Source organism: Arcobacter arenosus, from assembly GCF_005771535.1.
GTDB classification, from domain to species: Bacteria; Campylobacterota; Campylobacteria; order Campylobacterales; family Arcobacteraceae; genus Halarcobacter; species Halarcobacter arenosus.
Genome location: NZ_VANU01000003.1, coordinates 215,809 through 236,489, shown reverse-complemented (window position 1 = coordinate 236,489; position 20,681 = coordinate 215,809). Strand labels below are relative to the sequence as shown.

17 protein-coding genes are annotated in these 20,681 nt (G+C 29.2%); 9 read left to right on the top strand and 8 right to left on the bottom strand.

Annotated elements, in window-relative coordinates; translation table 11 throughout:
- Positions 1-41: 41 nt before the first annotated feature.
- Both FDK22_RS08315 and FDK22_RS08310 read left to right on the top strand, forming a co-directional pair.
- Positions 42-1,628: a glycoside hydrolase family 57 protein gene (locus FDK22_RS08315; RefSeq protein ID WP_138152459.1), complete on the top strand. Its 1,587-nt coding sequence runs from the start codon at positions 42-44 to the stop codon at positions 1,626-1,628.
- Between the two features lie 35 nt (positions 1,629-1,663).
- Positions 1,664-2,509, top strand: coding sequence for a class 1 fructose-bisphosphatase (locus FDK22_RS08310; protein ID WP_138152458.1), 846 nt, complete (start codon positions 1,664-1,666; stop codon positions 2,507-2,509).
- A gap of 5 nt (positions 2,510-2,514) precedes the next feature.
- On the opposite strand, the gene FDK22_RS08305 is transcribed toward FDK22_RS08310, so the two are convergent.
- From FDK22_RS08305 to FDK22_RS08270, 8 genes are all read right to left on the bottom strand, one after another.
- Positions 2,515-2,934 carry a hydrogenase maturation protease gene (locus tag FDK22_RS08305; RefSeq protein WP_138152457.1) on the bottom strand — a complete coding sequence of 140 codons (420 nt, stop codon included), beginning with the start codon at positions 2,932-2,934 and terminating at the stop codon, positions 2,515-2,517.
- 8 nt (positions 2,935-2,942) lie between these two features.
- Complete coding sequence (locus FDK22_RS08300; protein WP_138152456.1) at positions 2,943-4,373, bottom strand: Ni/Fe hydrogenase subunit alpha; 1,431 nt, start codon at positions 4,371-4,373, stop codon at positions 2,943-2,945.
- A gap of 143 nt (positions 4,374-4,516) precedes the next feature.
- Entirely contained in the window at positions 4,517-5,053 is a 537-nt protein-coding gene (locus FDK22_RS08295) for an NADH-quinone oxidoreductase subunit B family protein (protein WP_138152455.1), read from the bottom strand.
- The gene (hoxU, locus tag FDK22_RS08290; protein ID WP_138152454.1) at positions 5,050-5,769 is read right to left on the bottom strand and encodes a bidirectional hydrogenase complex protein HoxU; all 720 of its coding nucleotides are present in this window, start codon (positions 5,767-5,769) and stop codon (positions 5,050-5,052) included. Before hoxU ends, FDK22_RS08295 begins: the two co-directional genes overlap by 4 nt.
- On the bottom strand, positions 5,762-7,381 hold the full coding sequence (locus tag FDK22_RS08285) for a NuoF family protein (protein WP_138152453.1): 1,620 nt from the start codon (positions 7,379-7,381) through the stop codon (positions 5,762-5,764). The genes hoxU and FDK22_RS08285 overlap by 8 nt, the downstream gene beginning before the upstream one ends.
- A complete protein-coding gene (hoxE, locus tag FDK22_RS08280; protein ID WP_212744994.1) occupies positions 7,375-7,857 on the bottom strand; it encodes a bidirectional hydrogenase complex protein HoxE in 483 nt (160 codons plus the stop codon). The genes FDK22_RS08285 and hoxE overlap by 7 nt, the downstream gene beginning before the upstream one ends.
- Before the next feature lie 266 nt (positions 7,858-8,123).
- Positions 8,124-8,405 (bottom strand): hypothetical protein, encoded by a 282-nt coding sequence (locus FDK22_RS08275; RefSeq protein WP_138152452.1) that lies wholly within the window; start codon positions 8,403-8,405, stop codon positions 8,124-8,126.
- Positions 8,406-8,459: 54 nt separating this feature from the next.
- Positions 8,460-9,179 (bottom strand): response regulator transcription factor, encoded by a 720-nt coding sequence (locus tag FDK22_RS08270; RefSeq protein WP_138152451.1) that lies wholly within the window; start codon positions 9,177-9,179, stop codon positions 8,460-8,462.
- A gap of 113 nt (positions 9,180-9,292) precedes the next feature.
- On the opposite strand from FDK22_RS08270, the gene FDK22_RS08265 reads away from it, so the two are divergent.
- The 7 genes from FDK22_RS08265 to FDK22_RS15725 form a co-directional block, all read left to right on the top strand.
- Positions 9,293-11,095: a TolC family protein gene (locus FDK22_RS08265; RefSeq protein ID WP_138152450.1), complete on the top strand. Its 1,803-nt coding sequence runs from the start codon at positions 9,293-9,295 to the stop codon at positions 11,093-11,095.
- 15 nt (positions 11,096-11,110) lie between these two features.
- Positions 11,111-13,273, top strand: coding sequence for a type I secretion system permease/ATPase (locus tag FDK22_RS08260; protein ID WP_138152449.1), 2,163 nt, complete (start codon positions 11,111-11,113; stop codon positions 13,271-13,273).
- Positions 13,263-14,747 carry an HlyD family type I secretion periplasmic adaptor subunit gene (locus FDK22_RS08255; RefSeq protein ID WP_138152448.1) on the top strand — a complete coding sequence of 495 codons (1,485 nt, stop codon included), beginning with the start codon at positions 13,263-13,265 and terminating at the stop codon, positions 14,745-14,747. The genes FDK22_RS08260 and FDK22_RS08255 overlap by 11 nt, the downstream gene beginning before the upstream one ends.
- A gap of 22 nt (positions 14,748-14,769) precedes the next feature.
- Positions 14,770-16,116, top strand: coding sequence for an ankyrin repeat domain-containing protein (locus tag FDK22_RS08250; protein ID WP_138152447.1), 1,347 nt, complete (start codon positions 14,770-14,772; stop codon positions 16,114-16,116).
- Between the two features lie 9 nt (positions 16,117-16,125).
- Entirely contained in the window at positions 16,126-16,890 is a 765-nt protein-coding gene (locus tag FDK22_RS08245; protein WP_138152446.1) for a WG repeat-containing protein, read from the top strand.
- 44 nt (positions 16,891-16,934) lie between these two features.
- Positions 16,935-17,732, top strand: a complete 798-nt coding sequence (locus FDK22_RS08240) for a sensor histidine kinase (RefSeq protein ID WP_138152445.1) — start codon at positions 16,935-16,937, stop codon at positions 17,730-17,732.
- 102 nt (positions 17,733-17,834) lie between these two features.
- On the top strand, positions 17,835-20,681 hold a 2,847-nt coding region (locus FDK22_RS15725), incomplete at its 3' end, for a DUF5801 repeats-in-toxin domain-containing protein (protein WP_171012947.1).

Below are 20,681 nucleotides of genomic sequence, written 5' to 3'. Positions count from 1 at the left end.
ATATCCTAAAAATTTAGGGTAATTAAAATTAGGGGAAAGTTATGGTTAAAGGTTATTGGGTACCTGTATTACACTCGCATCTACCGTTTGTAAAACATCCACAATATGAAAATTTTTTAGAAGAACATTGGCTTTTTGAAGCTATTACTGAGTGTTATATTCCTTTATTAAAAAGATTAAAAAAATTAGATGATGATGGGGTTAATTTTAAACTTACAACTTCTGTTACACCTCCTTTAGCTGAGATGTTAGCTGATTCACATCTTATGGGTAAATATAGAGTTTTTTTAGATAAGCATATAGAACTAGGTAATAAAGAAGTTGAAAGAACAAAGGGCGATGCACATTTCTCACCTTTAGCAAACTTTTATAGAGATTTATTTATTGAAACAAAAGAGTTTTTTGAAGGTTTTCTAGAAGGAAACGTTTTAAATGGTTATAAATATTTTTATAACAAAGGTTCATTGGAAGTTATAACATGTGGTGCAACCCATGGTTATCTTCCAATTTTAAGTGTAAATGTACATGCAGTTAGAACACAAATAGAAATAGCTGTTCAATCCCATGAAAGACATTTTGGAAGAAAGCCAAAAGGGATTTGGCTTCCTGAGTGTGCTTATTATGATGGTTTAGATGAGATATTAAATGAAAAAGGAATAAGATTTTTCATTGTTGATTCACACGCTTTAACATATGGTAGACCAACTTCTGTAAATGGAGTTTATGCTCCTACTTATACTCCCCATTCATGTGCTGCTTTTGGTAGAGATGCCCAATCTTCAAAACAAGTTTGGAGTTCAAAAGAGGGTTATCCTGGAGATTTTAATTATAGAGATTTTTATAGAGATATTGGTTATGACTTAGATTTTGATTATATTAAGCCATATATTAATCCAGATGGGGTTAGGGTATTTACAGGATTTAAATATCATAAAATCACTGGTACAACAGACTATAAAGAAGCATATAATCCTTGGATTGCTCAAGATAGAACAAAACAACATGCTGAGAATTTCCACTGGCATAGAGAAAAACAATTTGACCATTTAGGCTCACTTATGGATAGAACACCTATGGTAGTTTCTCCATATGATGCTGAACTTTTTGGTCATTGGTGGTTTGAAGGTCCAGAGTTTTTAGCAAATATGTTTAGAGAAATTGATAAACATAAAGTTATGAAAGCTGTAACTCCAATGGAATATCTAAATATGTATCCAAAAAACCAAGTTGTAAATCCTAATCCATCATCATGGGGCGATAAAGGTTATTATGATGTTTGGTTAAATGAAGGAAATGATTGGATATATAGACACCTTCATGAAATGGCAGATGTTTTAGAAGAGAAAACAAAAGAGTATTTCCATACAAATGATGATAATATTTCTAGAGTTCTAACTCAAATGTTAAGGGAGTTATTACTTGCTCAAAGTAGTGACTGGGCTTTTTTAATGACAACAGCAACGGCAACTGAGTATAGTGAAAATAGAACTAAAGAGCATATATCCAATTTTAATGAATTACTTGGTATGATAAATAATAACAATATTGATTTTGAATTACTAGATAAATTAGAGTATAAAAACTCAATTTTCGATTTTATCAATTTCAGAACTTTTATAACAAGCTAAAACATTAAGTTTTAGCTTCTTTTAGGGAAACTATTATGATAGCTATTTTTAATGCAATTACAAATATTGCAGAAGATATCGAAAAAAATGTATTTGTTGATTGTGATAGATTTATTTCGAGTGGATTAACTGATAAAGAGATGAACGAGCAAGTTCGATCTTATTGCGCAGATGTAATTGAAAGGGAGTTTAGAAGAACAAAATCTATTCACTCTTTTATTGGAAGACAACACAAAAATTTAAAAGTAAATAATGAAAATGGAAAATACAAAGTAAGTTATGTATCAATTGATAATATCGATTTACTTGATGTAAACTTTTCTTTGGGTTCAATTTTTGGTATTTATGAAAAACAAATGGATGCTTTTCATTTAAAAGCAGCAATTTACGTAACATATGGACCAACTTTTCAATTAGTATTTGCTTCAAAAATGGATGGAGTTCAATACTTCTCATTTGAAGATGGTGAGTTTATTGAACAAGATAACTTAACATTAGAAAAAGTTGGGAAAATAAACTCAACTGCTGGTTTAGTTCCTGAGTGGACACCTGAACATAAAGCTTTAGTTGATAGCTTTTTTAATAAAGGTTATAGATTAAGATTTTCTGACTCATTATGTTTAGATACTCACCAAATTTTATTTAAAAAAGGTGGATTATATTCTTCTCCAGCAACAAAATCTTTTCCTGAAGGAAAACTATTTACTGTTTTTGAAGCTTTCCCAATTGCATATATTATTGAGCAAGCAGGTGGTAGAGCAATTAATAAAAAAGGTCGTATTTTAGATATGACAACTACAGATATAAATGCAACTACACCAATATATTTTGGTTCAAGAGAAGAGATTCAAATAGTTGAAGATTCATTTCTAAACAGTTAACTTTTTTAGTTAACTGTTTTTATGAATTCAACAACTTTTTTTATAGCTTTTTCATAATTTTTCTCATCAATTATTTCATTAAAACTATTTGTAAACATGGAATAAAGCTCATATTCTGGTTTAGTATTATAAAGCCTTTCTAAAATCATTAATATTGTTCTAATACTAATATGATGACTTAATTGGTCATGTTTGTATTCTTCAAGGTTACAAGCTAAAGAGTAATTGTTTATATTACTAAAAGTAGCATCAATAAAAATCAATCTTGTAGCTTCTTTTAATTCAAGACTCAACTCTGGCGTTAATTGAAAGGTTGAAATTAATTTAGTATTGGGTAAATCGTAGTTTTGTAATTTTTTTATTACATCAATTCCAAAACCATCTTCACCCCTTAAATCATTTCCAAAACCTACAATTATTGTCATTGTTTTAATTATCCTCTTCTTATAGTTTGAATTATCTTCTTCTTTTCATCTCTAATCTCAATTGTTGAAGATACAATACCTTGCGCATGGGTAGAACAACTTAAGCATGGATCAAAACATCTAATAACAGCTTCAACTCTATTTAATGCTCCCTCTTTTATATCATTTCCATCTAAAAAAGTTTGAGCAACTTGTTTAACCCCTGCATTCATTGCAAGGTTATTATTACCTGTTGCAATTATTAGATTAACCCCAGTAATTATTCCATTATCATCTGCTTGGTAATCATGAAATAAGGTTCCCCTTGGAGCTTCTGAACAACCAACCCCTTGATTTCTATTAATATTTGCATGGGCTCTAATTTGAGTATCTAATGTTTGAGGTTCATTTAATAGTTGTTCAATTCTTTCTATTCCATAGATAATCTCAATTAATCTTGCATAATGGTAATAAAAAGTATTAAGTACAGGTTTTCCATTATTTATATTTTTAAATTTTTCAAATTCAATATCAGCAAGTGGCGTTCCACATGCGTTTGCAATATTAAGTCTAGCAAGAGGTCCTACTCGATACATACCATTTGGATATCCAAGTGGTTTATAATATGGGGATTTTAAATAACTATCCTCTTCAACTGCTTCCCCAATATAATCTTTATAAAATCTTGGATCAATTCCATCTTCTAAAATATTTCCTTGACTATCTATAAATCTTAAAAATCCATCATAGTGTTCTATGTTACCTTTTTTATTTACTAATCCCATAAACAATGATGGAAAATTTGCAAAAGAATCAATCTCTTTTTTAAATTTATGTAGATTTTCAGTAAAGTATTTTAAAGCAGTTTGAGCAATCTCCAAGGCTTCAGGGATTGAAGCTAATATTGAGTCTTTTGTTTCAACGCTTATTTCATGACTAACTCCACCTGGCACAATCCATGTTGGATGTATTCTTTTACCTCCAAGGGTTTCAATTATTTTTTGTCCAAAAGCTCGCAAGTTTATTCCATCTTTTGCCATTTGAGGATGGGTTTGCATAAGTTTAAAAATATTTCTATCTTCAGGTGCTGCATCAAAACCAAATACAAAATCAGGAGAACTTAGATGATAAAAATTTAAAGCATGGGATTGAATGATTTGAGCAAGATTTATTATTCTTCTTAAATTTCTTCCAGCTTTTGGAGGTCTTACGGCTAATAGATTATCACAAGCTTTAGAAGATGAAATTGCATGGCTTACTGGACAAATTCCGCATGTTCGTGCAGTTAATCCTGGCATCTCTGCATAAGGTCTTCCTTCACACATCTTTTCAAAACCTCTATATTGGGTTACATGTAATCTTGCATCCTCAACATTTTTATTTTCATCTAAATCAATTGTGATTTTTGCATGTCCTTCTATCCTTGTTACTGGACTAATTATAATTTTTTCTTTTCCCATAAATATTTTCCTTTTAATATGTCCCATCTTAAAAGGGACTAATTCATATTTATCTACTTTTTAACAACGGAAATAAATTCCGTTTAAAAGTAGCAAAATCTAAAGAGCTTTATGAATAAAGCCTAATAAAAAAGTCCCCTTTTTTATAATCCAAATCTTGTGTATTTGCTAACATCTACTTCAACACCATCAACAAGACCTTTTAATACAGCATAAATTGCATCTGCTGGAGTAGGACACCCTGGAACAAAATAATCAACATCTATAGCTTCATTAAGTGGGATAACTTTATCTAAAAGTTTAGGAATTATCTTATCTGGGTATTTCCCTTTGTTAAAATCAGCAAGATCAAAATAACCTTTTTCTAAAACTGCATCAGTTCCTGCAAGGTTTTTCATAGCTGATACATTTCCCGTTATTGCACAGTCACCTAAAGCTAAGATTTTTTTAGAGTTTTTTCTTATATCTTTTATAATTTCTAAATCGTGGTCAGTACTTAAAGCACCTTCCACTATAAATAAATCTAAATCTTCGGGAATCTCTTTTGCATCAACATAAGGAGAATAAACAACATCCATATATTGAGATAATTCAACAATTCTTTCATCCATATCTAAAAATGACATATGACAACCAGAACATCCATCAAGCCATATGGTTCCAACTCTTAATTTACTCATCTGTCTTTCCTCATTTGAATTAGATTTGTCACAATATTTTTCTTTTTAACCATTTCTGCTGAACTTACACCTTTTTCAAATAATGAACCAGTTGGACACACTTGAACACATTTTCCACAAGAGGTACAACTTTCACTATTGGCCCATGGTTCATCCATATCATGAATGATTTTTGCATCAATACCTCGTCCAAAAATATCTAAAGCATGAGCCCCTTCAACTTCATCACAAACCCTAACACATCTAGTACATAAAATACATCTATTTGGGTCATAAACATAATCTTTATGGGAAGCATCTAATTCAAAATGTTTGTGAATATAAGGCACATGGGAATGTTCAAGTCCAAGTTCTATAGCTTGGTCTTGTAATTCACAGTTGCCATTTGAAACACACACACTACAAGTATGAGTTCTTTCCGCAAATATCATAGAAAGTACCATTTTTCTATGACTTTCAAGTTTAGGTGAGTTTGTAATTACCTCCATACCTTCTTTGATTTTAGAAGTACAAGCTGGAATCAATTTATCACTTCCTTTTACTTCAACTAAACACATTCTACAAGAACCAACTTCACTTAATCCTTCAAAATAACAAAGTGTTGGAATTTTAATTCCATGTTCTTTTGCAACTTCAAGTATTGAAGAATCTGATTTGGCTGTTACATCGGTATCATTAATTTTAAAGGTTTTTACTCTAGCTTTTTCTTTAATCATTTATTATCCCTTCTAAATACTCTTCTTCAAAATACTTTATAGTACTAAGAACTGGGTTTGGTGCTGTTTGTCCTAAACCACAAAGTGAAGTATCTTGTACAACTTCACACATATTTTTTAGTAATGCATAATCACTTTTTGTTGCTTTTTTAGCAATAAACTTATCAAGTAATTGTGTTAATTCTAAAGTTCCAACTCTACATGGTACACATTTACCACAAGATTCACTTTGGCAGAAATCCATAAAAAATCTTGCAACTTCTACCATATTTGATGTTTCATCCATAACAATTAATCCACCACTTCCCATAATTGAACCAATCTCTTTTAATGATTCATAATCAACTTTTGTATCTAATAATTCAATAGGGATGCAACCACCACTTGGACCACCTGTTTGAATAGCTTTTAATTTAGTTCCTTTTGGAAGTCCACCTCCAACTTCAAAGATAAGTTCTCTTAATGTTATACCCATAGGAACTTCAACGAGCCCTGTGTTGTTTATATGTCCTGTTAGTGCGAATACTTTTGTTCCTGGAGATTTTTCTGTTCCAAATGATTTAAACCATTCTCCACCTTTTTTAATAATAGGTGCAATATTTGCAAAGGTTTCAACGTTATTTAAAACAGTTGGTGATTTCCATAATCCATAGTCACTTAAATGAGGGGGTTTTTGTCTTGGATTTCCACGATTTCCTTCAATTGAGGTTACAAGTGCGGTAGCCTCACCACAAACAAAGGCACCACCTCCAAGTCTAACTTCTAAATCAAAACTAAAACCACTATCGGCTATCTGAGTTCCTAAAATCCCCTTTTTTCTAGCTTGTTTAATTGCTTTATTAAGTTTTTGAACAGCAATTGGATATTCAGCTCTTACATATATATAACCCTTTGTGGCACCACAGGCATATCCAGCTAATGCCATACCTTCAATTATTTTATGGGGGTCTGCTTCCATAATTGCTCTATCCATAAAGGCACCAGGATCTCCTTCATCTCCATTACATACTATATATTTTTGAGGTGCATCTACCTTTGCAACTGAATCCCATTTTAATCCTGTAGGGTAACCACCCCCACCTCTACCTCTAAGTCCACTTATTTTAATCTCATTTATTACTTCTTGTGGAGTCATATCATCTAATGCTTTATAAAATGCATAATATCCTCCATATGCAATATAATCATCAATATCATCTGGGTCTACTATTCCGGCATTTTCTAAAACTATTTTTTCTTGTCTTGTAAAAAATGGCTTTGTTTTATCACATTTTTTATTTTTTATTGGAGTATTAGTATTTAAAGTATCAATAAAATCTTTTGTATTAGAACTATCTATAAAACTATAAATTGATTCTCTATCTCCTTCTTTATGATAATGGGCAACCATAATAGCTTCAGAGCAAAGCCCATTACAACCAACACCTTTTACCTTACATCTTTTTTCAAGGCCATTTTCTTTTACCTCTTTTTTTAAATCTTTTAATAAAACGTCTGCGTTTAATGCTGCGCAAGAGCTTCCTATACAAACTCTAAGTTCTTCATGGGAATTTCTTTTTAAATCTTTTTTTTCTAAAGCTAATTCTTCTAGTTCTTCAAGTGAATTTAACATGATAATAACTCCTGTGCTTCATCTACTGATTGTTCAATTCCTAAATGTCCTATTGCTTTATTGTCATAAATTGCTATGGGAGCTAAAGAACATGAACCTACACATCTTGCACTTATAAGGGAAAGTAAACCATCTTTTGTTGTTTCTCCAGCTTTTATATTAAATCTATTTTCTAGTTTTTCTAGAATTTTATTTGCATCTTTAATATAACAAGCAGTTCCCATACAAACTACCACTGTATGTTTCCCTTTTGGTTTAAGTCTAAAAAAATGATAAAAAGTTGCAACTCCATAAACCTTTGCATATGGAAGTTTTAATCTTCTAGCTATAAACTTTAGAGTTTCATTTTCTAAATAGCCAAAAGTTTCTTGTGCTGTGTGAAGAGTCTCAATTAATGCACTTTTATCATAACTAAGTCGTTTCATTGTTTTTTCCACCATTTTATAGCGGTCGTCATTTGGAATTGTAGCAATCAAATTTTATCCTTTGAATTGATAATTTAAATCAATAGTATAGTAAGTTTTAGTTTCAAGATTATTACTAAACTGTATAAATATTATAATAGAAATAAATACTATTTTAATTAATATAAAAGACAAAATATTACATAAACAATTTATTATAAGTAAAAATTATATTAAATTAAGTGTAGATTAATTGTTTTCGGGTTATCATTACATTGATTAATTTCATGCATATCTATTAGAGCATCATAAGTTTTACTTATGGTGCTCTTTCTTTTTTACTCACTAATATATTTTGTATAAAAATAAATATATGGAGATTTCTTTTTTACTTCATCAATTTTATATTCAATTTTTTTATAAACAAAATTACAACTATCAACATTTTCTTTTGTAGGGTTTGCTAAAACTAATCCAGAACATAATGAGTAAATATCATTTAAAGTTTGTATTTCACTATTTATTAAAGCATAAGTAAGGTATTCTTTTTTCATCTTATAGTGTAAATAATTTGAGCCACCAATAAAAAAAATTGTAATAAGTGAAACTATAACAAGCATATAACTAGTAAATTTTTTTATGATTTAACCTTTAGATGTATTTAAAAGTATATTTTAACTTAAATGTATTCTAAATCCAACCCCTGAAATATTTTCAACACTATTTTTACCAATTTTTTTTCTTAGTTTATTAAGTAGATTTTTTAATGCAGAATCACTTGCTTCAAAGCTATCTTCCCAAATATGTTCTTTAATCTCTTCATGGGTTACTACTCTATTGTTATTTTGAATCAAATATTCAAGTAACAAAATCTCTTTATGAGTTAAATCTATGATTTGTTCATCTTTTGAATAAAGTTTTTTCTGTAAAACATTGTAAGAGATATTTTCTTCAAAACTTATAATAAATAAACCTTTTTCAATTATCTCTTCACAAGCTTTAAATAAACAATTTTTTAGTTCATCAAAATTTATAGGTTTAACTAGATAATCAACAAGTTTTAATCTAGTTGCCTTTAATAAATAATCTTTTTGGGTATATGCAGATAATAAAATAACTGGAGTGATATTGTTACATTCTCTTAACATTTCAACAAAATCAAGGCCATTTTGATCTGGCAAATTAATATCAGAAATAATTAAATCAATTCTTTTATTTTTAAATATTTTTTTTGCTTCTTCTATATTTTCACATGAAAAAACATTAGAGACCATCAGTTTTAAGGTTTTTTCAATATTTTCTCGTATGTTTTTTTCGTCTTCAATATACAATATATTAAGATAATTTAGAACAAATTTAAAATTTTTTTTATTATTTTTATCAAATCTATACATTTTTAATCTTTTTATGCTAGAATAAGTGAAATGTAAGATAATAAAATAATTTATAATTAAAGTTTAAAATGAATAATTATAAATTTATCTTAAGAATTATTTAAGGGGTATATATGAAACGGGGTATTGCATTTATTGGTATAGGTATAGGATTAGCGGCTTTTTCTGTTTCTTCTTTTGCAAACAGTTTAAGGGATACAGTTGAGTTAACATTAAATAATAATCCAGATATAATAGCTGAAAGAAAAAATCAAGAAGCATATAGAATGTATGTTGATGACAGGGAAGGTTTATATTTACCAACATTAGATTTTGAGTCATATTTAGAAACGGCTAAGATTGATAAAGACTTTGATGATGCAACACCTGATGTTAATACTAGCGAAGATGGTTATAATGCAGCTATAATTTTCAGACAGTATTTATATGATGGTGGAGAAACCCCTTCTCAAGTTAGTGAAATGAAACACCAAAATTTTGCAAATAAATTTAGAAGTTTATATTCTATTGAAAACACTATCCTAGATACTGTTAGAGTATATAATGATTTAGTTAAGTTTGATGAAAGAATCGTATTATCTCAAAGTATGCTTCAAGTTCATGAAGATAATTTAATTACAGCAAAAGAAAAAGAAGAGATTAGTGGTGAAGTTTTAGAAACATACCAAGTTTCTTCAAAATTACATTTTGTTACAGATAGTTACATTGAAGAGCAAGATTTAAAAGATACAGGTATTGCTAATTATGTTAAATTTGTTGGTTCTGAACCAAAAGGTAATGTTTGTAGACCAACTATAGATGAATCTAAAGTACCTCAGACATTAAAAGAAGCGATTGAAATTGGTATTTTAAGAAATTATAGAATTCAAGAAGAGATTGAAAGAATAAAACAACAAAGGGAAAAAATCGCCCAATATGATTCAAAATTTCTTCCAAATTTAAACTTAGAATTAAAAGCATCTATTGATGATGATCTAGAATTAAATGAAAATGGTACTCAAAAAGATGCTTACGCTAGATTAAATCTAAATTGGAATCTATATAATGGTAATAGAGATTCAATTAGATCAGAACAAGAAATGATATTTTTACAAGAAAGAAAAAAGACATTAGAAAATATTACAAATGAAGTAGTTGCAGATGTAAAATCAACTTACAGCAAATATTTTAAATATAAAAAAAGAGTTGAAGCTTTAACAAAGTATGTGGAAGCAAATGTAAATATTGTTGAAGCTTATAAAAATGAGTTCGAAGCAGGAACTAGAACATTCGTTGATATTTTAGATGCGGAGAGTGAACTTTACAACTCTTCAAAAAGTTTAATAAATATGGAATATGCAGCATTAAATAACTACTATGATTTAATGTTTAATTTATCTATGTTAACAGATACAATTTTGTCTAACCCTAATCAAGATTGTGCAAATATCCAGCCAAGAGTGATTGATTACAGCCCTAAAAAACAAGATAAAGAAACAGAATCACAGCTAAATGGTTTAATTAGTACTTCTGATAGTAAATTAATTAGAAAAGAGTTAGGTTTAGATACTACACCTATTGTAAATTCAATGGACAAAGAGATTACTAAAAAAGCATCATCTGATGCAATGAAAATGGCAACTTCAGAATATAAATCTTTTCTAGAAGCTCCAAAAAATTTCTTTACAATTAATATAGCTACAAAAAATGGTATGATTGAAGCAAGTGATTTTATAAAAGAAAACAATCTTGGAGATAATGCTTATGCTTTTGAATTTGGACCTAGTATGAAAAGTGCAAAAGTTTTATATGGAGTTTATAGTTCTGTAAAAGAAGCAAAAGAGGCACTTAAATCATTAAGTCCAAGTATTTTATCTGGTAAACCTTATGTTGATAATATAAGTAAACATCAGGCTTTATACGCAAAATATAATTAAAATATTGGATTAAACTTGCAAGATAAAAATGGCATAGAACAAAATTTTAATAATTTAAAAGATAGAAGAAGGGTAGATACTTTACTTGAGTGTTTACTTTTTCTTGCAAAATATCACAAAAGAGAAACCTCTGCTGAATCATTAAAATTTAATTTACCAGTTCATAATAGATCATTAAATATTGATATGTTTGTAGAGTCTGCTACTAGAATTGGGCTTGCAAGTAAAATTGTAAAAAGAAAAATTACTAAACTTACAAAACTAGCTTTACCTTCTGTTCTTTTATTAGATAATGATAGATCTTGTATATTATTAGATTATGATGAAGAAGAAGGACTTGCAAAAGTTATAATGCCAGGATTAAGTTCTGGGGAAACAACAATTGATTTAGATAAATTAAACTCTGAATATACAGGTGAACTAATAATTATAAAACCAGAATTTAATTTTAATAATAGGGTTGAAAAAGAGGTTCTTGTTGAAAATCCTAAAGAGTGGTTTTGGGGAACTTTATTTAAAAACAAAGGGATTTATAAGCAAGTGATTATGGTTTCACTTTTTATAAATCTTTTTATTCTAGCAACACCTCTATTCACAATGAATGTGTATGATAGAGTACTTCCTAATAATGCAATTGAAACAATGTGGGCTTTATTTATAGGAATATCTTTAGTTATGTTTTTTGATTTTATTCTTAAAGTTTTAAGATCTTATTTTTTAGGGATAGCAAGTAAAAGAACAGATACTTTAGTTGCTAATAGAATTTTTAATCATGTACTAAATATAAAATTGGATTCAAAGCCAGCTTCTACAGGTCAATTTGTAAGTAGATTACAATCTTTTGAAACAGTTAGGGAGTTTTTTACAAGTGCTACAATTGCTGCATTTGTAGACTTCCCATTTGTAATAATATTTATTGGTGTAATATTTTATATAGGTGGTCCTTTAGCTTATATTACTATTGCAACTGTAATTATTTCATTAATTACTTCTTGGTATATGCAAAGACCTTTAAAAAAATTGATTGAAAAATCTGTTAAAGAGGAACAAATTAAACAAACAACCTTAATTGAATCAGTTACAGGTTTAGAGATAATTAAAAGTGTAAGAGCTCAAAATAGAATGAGAACAAACTGGGATCAGTCTGTTAATAAAACTGTACATTATGCAGATAAGGGACATTTCTTATCTCAAAGTATTACTTTTTTTACAGCTTTTATCTCACAATTTTCAAATATTGCAATAGTTGCAGGAGGGGTTTATTTAGCTGCTGAAGGTGAAATTACAATGGGTGCTATTATTGCAGCTATGATTCTAAATGGTAGAGTTATCTCTCCTGTTTCACAATTAGTAGGTTTGTTAATAAGATTTGATAAAACAATGTTGTCTTTAAAAAATCTAGATGATGTTATGAAGATGCCCCTTGAAAAAGAGGATAAAACTTATATTAGTAGACCAAATTTAAAGGGTGAAATAATATTAAAGAATCTAAATTTTTCATATAAAGAACAAAATCATCAAACAATTAAAAATTTAAACCTTAAAATAAATGAAGGTGAAAAAATTGCAATTCTAGGGAAAATAGGTTCTGGAAAGTCTACATTATTAAAACTTATTATGAATTTATATGAACCAACTAATGGGTCTGTTTTAATTGATGGAGTTGATACTCGACAAATTGATCCAATAGATTTAAGACATGCTGTTGGATGTGTGCCTCAAGAACCATTTTTATTTATGGGGACAATTAAAGATAATATAACTATTGGTGAACAATATGTATCTGATGAAGAGCTTATAAATGTATCAAAAATTGCGGGACTCGATGATTTCTTAGGGAAACACGAAGCAGGGTTTGATTTAATGGTTGGGGAAAGAGGTGAAGGCTTAAGTGGAGGAGAACGACAATCTGTAACTCTTGCAAGGGCTTTAGTTTCAAATCCAAGTATATTAATGCTTGATGAACCAACAAATGCTATGGATAGACAAACAGAAAAAGCATTTATAAATAAAATTGAAAAAATTATTGGAAATAAGACATTAGTAATTGTTACTCATAAAACTTCACTTCTTCAATTAGTTGATAGAGTTATTATTTTAGATGATGGACAAATAGCTTTTGATGGATCTAAAGAGGAGTTGTTTAAAACAAATTTAGGTGGTAATAATGGAAAATAAAGAAACATTATTACAAGAAACTAATTTAAAAACTTTTAATAAAGATTATAATCAATCTTATACTGAAGCTTCACAAAAATTAAAGTCGAAGAAAAAAGTTGGATGGTTTGGCAAATTATATGGCTTAAAAGATGAAGAGGATGAGGATTTAGAATTTATATATTCTAATTATGCCCATGCAAATGAAAATCCAAGCAAGTTCTCAAATTTAGCATTTATCTTTATTTCTATTTTTATAATTGGAGCTATAACCTGGGCTGCGCTAGCTGAAATTGATGAACTTGCTAGGGGTAATGGTAAAGTAATCCCTTCTGATAAAATCCAAAGAGTTCAATCTTTAGATGGTGGTATTATCTCAGAAATATTAGTAAAAGAAGGAGAAATTGTAAAGCAAGGTACTCCTCTTATGAAGATTGATACTACAAGATTTCAAGCAACATTAGAAGAAAATAAACAAGAATATTTAAGTTTATTAGCTGTTAGAGAAAGACTTGAAATAGAATCAAGAATAGATATTACAAAAGAGTTACCTAAAATAAATTTTCCAAAAGAGGTTGTTGAAGACTCTTCAGGTTATGATAAATTGGAAAAAAATCTATTAGAAAATAGATATAAAGAATTAAAGTCATCAATTAGAGTTTTAGAAACTCAACTAGGTCAAAAGAAACAAGAATTAAAAGAGATTAGAAATACAATTAAGAACTTGAAAAAAAGCTTTTTACTTATAAAAGAGCAAAAAGCAACCATTCAAAAACTAGTTCAAAGGGGTGTAAGGTCTAAATACGATTTATTGAATATTGAAAAAGAGTATACTGATGTTAGTGCGGAATTAGAAGCTTCATTATTATCAATAAGAAGATCTGAACTAGCAATATCTGAAGCAAATAATAGAATATCAGAGAAATTGAATTCTTTTAGGGCACAAGCATCTGATGAATTACAAAAAACTGCAAGCTTGATAAATAAATTTGAAGCAAAATTAGTTGGTGAAGAGGATAAAGTTGCTAAAACTGCAATTTTGTCACCTGTTGATGGAATTGTAAAGCAACTTAACTTTAATACTATTGGGGGTGTTGTAAAGTCAGGTATGGACTTGATTGAAATAGTTCCTCAAAGTGATATTCTTCTTGTTGAAGCAAAGATTGATCCAAAAGATATTGCTTTTATAAATCCTAGCCAAAAGGCTATTGTAAAAATTACAGCATATGATTTCTCAATTTATGGTGGGTTGGTTGGTAAAATTGTAGAAATCTCGGCGGATTCAATTGTAGATGAAAATTCAAAAGAGGACAAAAGTTATTATCGAGTTATTGTAAAAACAGATAAAAACTACCTTGAGAGAAATGGGAAGAAACTTCCAATTATTCCAGGGATGATTGCAAGTGTTGATATAGTAACTGGTAAGAAAACGATACTAGATTTTATTTTAAAACCTATTTTAAAAGTAAAACAAGATTCGTTACATGAAAGATAAAATTAAATAAAGGGAGAATAAAATGAAAAAATATTTGATTGGTTTTAGTGTTGCTACACTAATTGTTTTAAGTGGATGTTCTAGTAAAGAAGTTTCTACTACTTCTACTGCATCTAATTCTAATAAAACAGTTACTGGAGATAATGTTACAAGTTTAAAACATAAGGATATTTTAACTGAATCATCTATTCACGATGCAGTTAGAATTAACGATATGAAATTAGTTGATTTTTTTATTAATGAAAAAATTGATTTAAACGAAAAAGATAAGTTTGGTTACACACCTTTACATTTAGCTTCAAGATTTAATCATTTTGATATTGCTGAAAAACTTATTAAAAATGGTGCGACTGTTAATAGTGTTGATAAATATGGAGATACGCCATTAATAGACTCAACAAGAAATGGTTATACAAAAATGTCTAAATTATTAATTTGTAATGGCGCAAAAAGAGATGTATTAGATAAATATGAGATGTCTCCACTTCATTATGCTTCAAAAACAAATGATGTTTTAATTGCAAAGTTATTAAGAACTGAAAATGTTGAATCAGAATGTAAAGAACCAGAAAAGGTTGCAGCTCCTGCTGAACAATTTTATAATTTAATTACAATGGATGATTATGAAATAATTAATGATAATACACCAAAAATTTGTGGTGATGTTTTAGATGCTGATGTAAAACAAGTTCAATTATCATTTGATGGTGGAGAGACAATAACTGAAGGTGTTATCAATAAAGATAGATGGTGTGCCCAAGTTGAGAAAAAAATGGAAAATGGTGATTATACAGCAATGGCAATGGCAATTAATTCAGCAAATCAAAGGGGTAAAGCTCAAGATGATTTAACAATTCATGTATTAAATGATTTATATAATGCTTTAAAAGCTGAGTTTGAACCAGATTTTGAACAATGGAATGCAGAGATTGATGAAGATACTTTAACTTTTAGATTTAAAAACCCAGCATTGATGTTTACAAGAGGAAGTAGTAAAATTTCTACTAATTATAAAGAGATTTTAAATAGTTTCTTCCCAAGATATGTAAATATTTTAAAAGATTATAGTAATGAAATCACTTCTGTACATGTTGAAGGTCACACTTCATCTAGGTATAGAACTGCAAAGACAGCTGAAGAAAAATTTGAAAAAAATAGAATTCTTTCTCAAAAAAGAGCAGATAAAGTTTTAGAATATATAACTGGAAATAGTGATAATGCAGTTGTAGAAAATAAAGGTTTTATTGAAAAAGCTTTTGTAGCTGATGGAAAATCTTCATCACAATCTGTTCTAAACGAAGATGGAACTGAAAACTATGTATTATCTAGAAGAGTTGAGTTCAGAATAGAGACAGATCCAAATAAATAAGGATAAATTATGGCAAAAAAAATACTATTCTTAAGTTCTTTACTATTGTTAGTATTTACAGGGTGTTCAAACTCTAGTGAAAATAGTCTAGCAATAATCAATGAAAATGGTAAGTATGGAACTTTAGAAAATAATAGTGAAGTAATAATAAAACCAATTTATGACGAGATGTCAAGTTTTGATGATGTAGAAAATAAAAATATTAAAACTAAACATCCAAATGTTCTAAATTTTCATTGGTTACACAATTATTATGGTGATGAGTATACTGTAGTTGAATATAATAAGAAGTATGGAATTGTAAATAGAAAAAATGAAATGGTTGTAAAACCAATTTATGATTCAATTTCAAAACTATTCAATGGCTTTTCAATTATTAAAATTGATGGTAAGTATGGATATATGAACAAAAAGTTTGAAGTTGTCCAAAAACCTATATTTAAAAATGCAAGAGAGTTTTTTGCAGATGCAACTTTTGTACAATCTAATGCAAATGGCAAATGGGGTTGTATAACAAAAAACATGGATCTTAAAATCAATGATGAATATGATGAAATTTACAATTATGTTGACGGTTTTGCAAGGACTGTTAAAGATGGTAAATGGGGTTATATTGACGAAACTTGTAATGTCTTAGCTCAACCAAAATATGATTATGCATTTGATTTTTCAAAAGGATTTGCGAAGGTTATTCTTAATGGAAAAACAGCATATTTAAACTCAAAAGGAAAAGAGATTACAAAATCTATTTTTTCTAGAGGTGAAAACTTTTAATCTTTAAGGGGTTTCTCCCTCCCCTAAAGATTAATTGATTAGTTATGAGACAAACAAAACTAGATGAATTCCTTGAATTAGAGGAACAGAATAAAGAACTTGAAAAGCTTATTAATTTGGAGGTTGAAAAAAATCGTCAAAAAGATAAAATAATGTTCCAACAAAACAAAATGGCAGCTATGGGAGAGATGCTAAATAATATTGCACATCAATGGCGACAACCATTAATGGAAATTTCTTCATTATTTATTCCAATACAAGCAAAAATAGATTTTGATTTAGATATTGATAAAAAAGAGTTAAATCAAACAATCATTAAATTAAATGAAATAACTAAATATATGTCAAATACTATTGATGACTTTAAAAACTTTTTTGCTACAACAAAAGAAAAAGAGGAGTTTAAATTATCTTCTCAAATAAACGCTTCTTTAAATATTTTAAGTAGTAGTTTAAAAAATAATAATATCATGTTAGATATTATTGTTAAAAAAAATCCAACAGTTTATGGTTATAAAAATGAATATACGCAAGTTTTAATTAATATTATTAATAATGCAAAAGATATATTAATCCAAAGAAAAATAAAAAATCCAAAGATAATAATAACTATTGACGAAGCAGAAGATGAAGTTATTATCTGTGTTGAAGACAATGGTGGCGGAGTAAAAGTAAAACCCATTGAGGATATATTCAAACCGTTTTTTACCTATGAAAAAATGAATGGTACAGGAATAGGATTATTTATGTCAAAATTAATAATTGAAAATAACATGAATGGAAGACTTTGGGTAGAAAATAAAAAAGATGGTGCACTTTTTAAAATTATTACTAACAAGTAATATCTACAATTATTAAAAAAAATCAACAATTTTTTTAAAGAGACTTTATAGAGACTTTTTTTTTATAAAATAAAGTATAAAAAAATACTTAAAGGAAAAGTCATGATTAAGTTAATAATAAAAAATCCAAATGGTCTAGTTGAAACCAAAGTAATTTCAGAGAATACTACTTTTTCTCCTACATCTGGGCAACAGTTTTATTTTGATAATTCAGATGGGAGTAGACAATATACTTTTAACCTAAAAGATGGTGAAAGTTCTATTGAACTTGTCTTTACTGGTAATGGTGAAAGAATTGTTATAGTTCTAGAAAATATGGCAGATTTTATCAAAGCATCTGATGGTATTGCTAATGAAAAAGAAAAAACTGTTCTTGGTATTATGAATGACGAAGATGGACTTAAAGAGCTTAATGAAACAGCCTTAAATTATGACTTTGAAGGTGATAATGTTATTAGCCAATTAAAAGAATTATTAGCTGATACAAACAATCCTGATCCTACTTTCCTTGATGGTATTGTTATTGATGGTTTCGGTGCTTTAGCTGAACAACTAGATGCTGCAGCAGCTGGAGGTGAAGTTGGTGATACAGGAGGTCTAACAAATGACCCTATTGATCCATCTGGACAAGTTAATAGTGTAGTTGGAAGAGGTAGAGGTACTACTTTTGACCCAGCAGATCCAAATGGAGAAGTTGATGCCGCAGAACTTGATAGTTCGCCACTATTGATTATTGGCGATGCAGGGACTGTTTATGAAGTTGGGCTTTTAAGTTCATCTGATGATAGTGAGATTTATAATGGTAATTTTTCAATTGATTCTCCAGATGGGATATCTTTAATAACTATTGCAGGTGTAGATTTTACTTTAGCTGAATTACTTGCAACAAACACTACTTCTTCAAATCCAATTAATGTTGGAGAAGGTGAAATTGTAATTACAGGATTTACTCAAGTAAGTGCAAATTTATATGAAGTTAATTATGAGTACACTTTATTAGATAATGTAAATCATGAAGGTGAATTGGATGATGGTGATGCTACAAACAATAGTTCAAATATTTTACCTTCTTCATCAATAGCTATTTCTGTAAGAGATAATGATGGTGATATTGCTGATGCAGAGTTAAATCTTAATATTGTTGACGACACTCCAAGTGCAGATATTCAGTATAATGAAGAAAATATCCCAACACTAACAACATTGGATGAAGAAACAATTGGAGCTAATGAAAGTACTGCTAAAGCTTCTTTTTCAACTCTTTTTGATATTAATAATGTAAGTATTGGAGCTGATAATGATGCTTCTGCAAGCAGTACTATTACTTATAGTTTAGCAGTTAAAAATACTACTACTGGTTTAACTCATGCTGGTGAACCAATTAGTGTATCAGTAAATCCAAATGGAGATATTATTGGTACAACAACTTCTGGTATTGAAGTATTCAAAGTTAGTGTTGATGCAACTTCTGGTGAAGTTAGTTTAACTCAATATGAAGAGATAGATCATGGTACTCCAGATAATATTGCAGGTGGTACTGATGAGATTATTGGATTAGCTAATGGAAATGTAGTTTTATATGCAACAGCAGTAGTTACTGATAGTGACGAAGATAGTGCAACAGGAACAGCAAATGTTGATATTAGTAATGCTCTTCAATTTGAAGATGATGAACCAACTATAAAAAATAATCAAAGCGATTTATTAGTTAAACTTGATGAATCTGATTTTGATAGTGGTATTGCAGGACAAACAAGTGCAACAATTTCTGCAAGCGCAATATCTGGATTATTTACTTATTCTGTAGGTGCTGATAATAGTACTGGAAATGTAACAGAAGAGTATAGTTTATCAGTAACTGATGGAGCTCAAACAGGATTATATTTAACTGGCGATAATACGGAAATCTTATTAAAAGAAAATAATGATGGATCTTTTTCTGGATATGTTGCAGGTGATACAACTACAAATCCTGTATTTACAATTTCAATTAATAGTTCCACTGGCGAAGTTACAGTTACTCAATACCAAGCAATGGAACATTCTGATGATGCAGATGTAAATGCAGATTTAAATAATGATGGTATTTTAGACCACGAGGATACACCTTTAACCTTAGATGACTTAATTAAAATAAAATTAACAATTACAGATGCAGATAAAGATACAGTTTCTGCAACAAGTGAACAATCTTTAGATATTAGATTTTTAGATGATGGACCAAGTGCAGATTTAAATGATGCAGCAGTAGAAGCCGCAAAAGTTACAAATATATCATTAACAGTAGATGAGAGTGCAGGAGCACAAGCGAATCCAGCAGATAATGTAAGCGCTAACTCATCAGAGGCTGACTTCTCAAGCTTGTTTAAAGTAGTAGGAGTAGGGGGAGTAACAGCCTCAGAAGTATATGGAACAGATGGAGCAGGAAGTATAAGTTACTCACTAAGCTTAACAAATGCAACAGGAACAACAGTATCAGGGGTATCATCAGGATTATATGCATTAGGTGTGAATGGTGCAAAAGGTGCAGAGATTTTATTAAGTGAAGAGAATGGAGAGATAGTTGGTAAAGTAGGGACAACAACATACTTTACAATTAGTAATAACGGATCAACAGTAACATTTACACAAAGTAAGAATGTATGGCATTCAGATACAACAAGTGATAATGATACAGAGAGCCTAGTACTAGGACAACTAAATAATGAAGATGTATCAATAAACTTAACACAAACAGTAACAGATGCAGATGGAGATACAGATACAGCAACAGTAGCATTAGCATCAAGTGATACAAGTGTAGATGTAGGTGTATTTAATATAAAAGATGATGGACCAAGTGCAGATTTAAATGATGCAGCAGTAGAAGCCGCAAAAGTTACAAATATATCATTAACAGTAGATGAGAGTGCAGGAGCACAAGCGAATCCAGCAGATAATGTAAGCGCT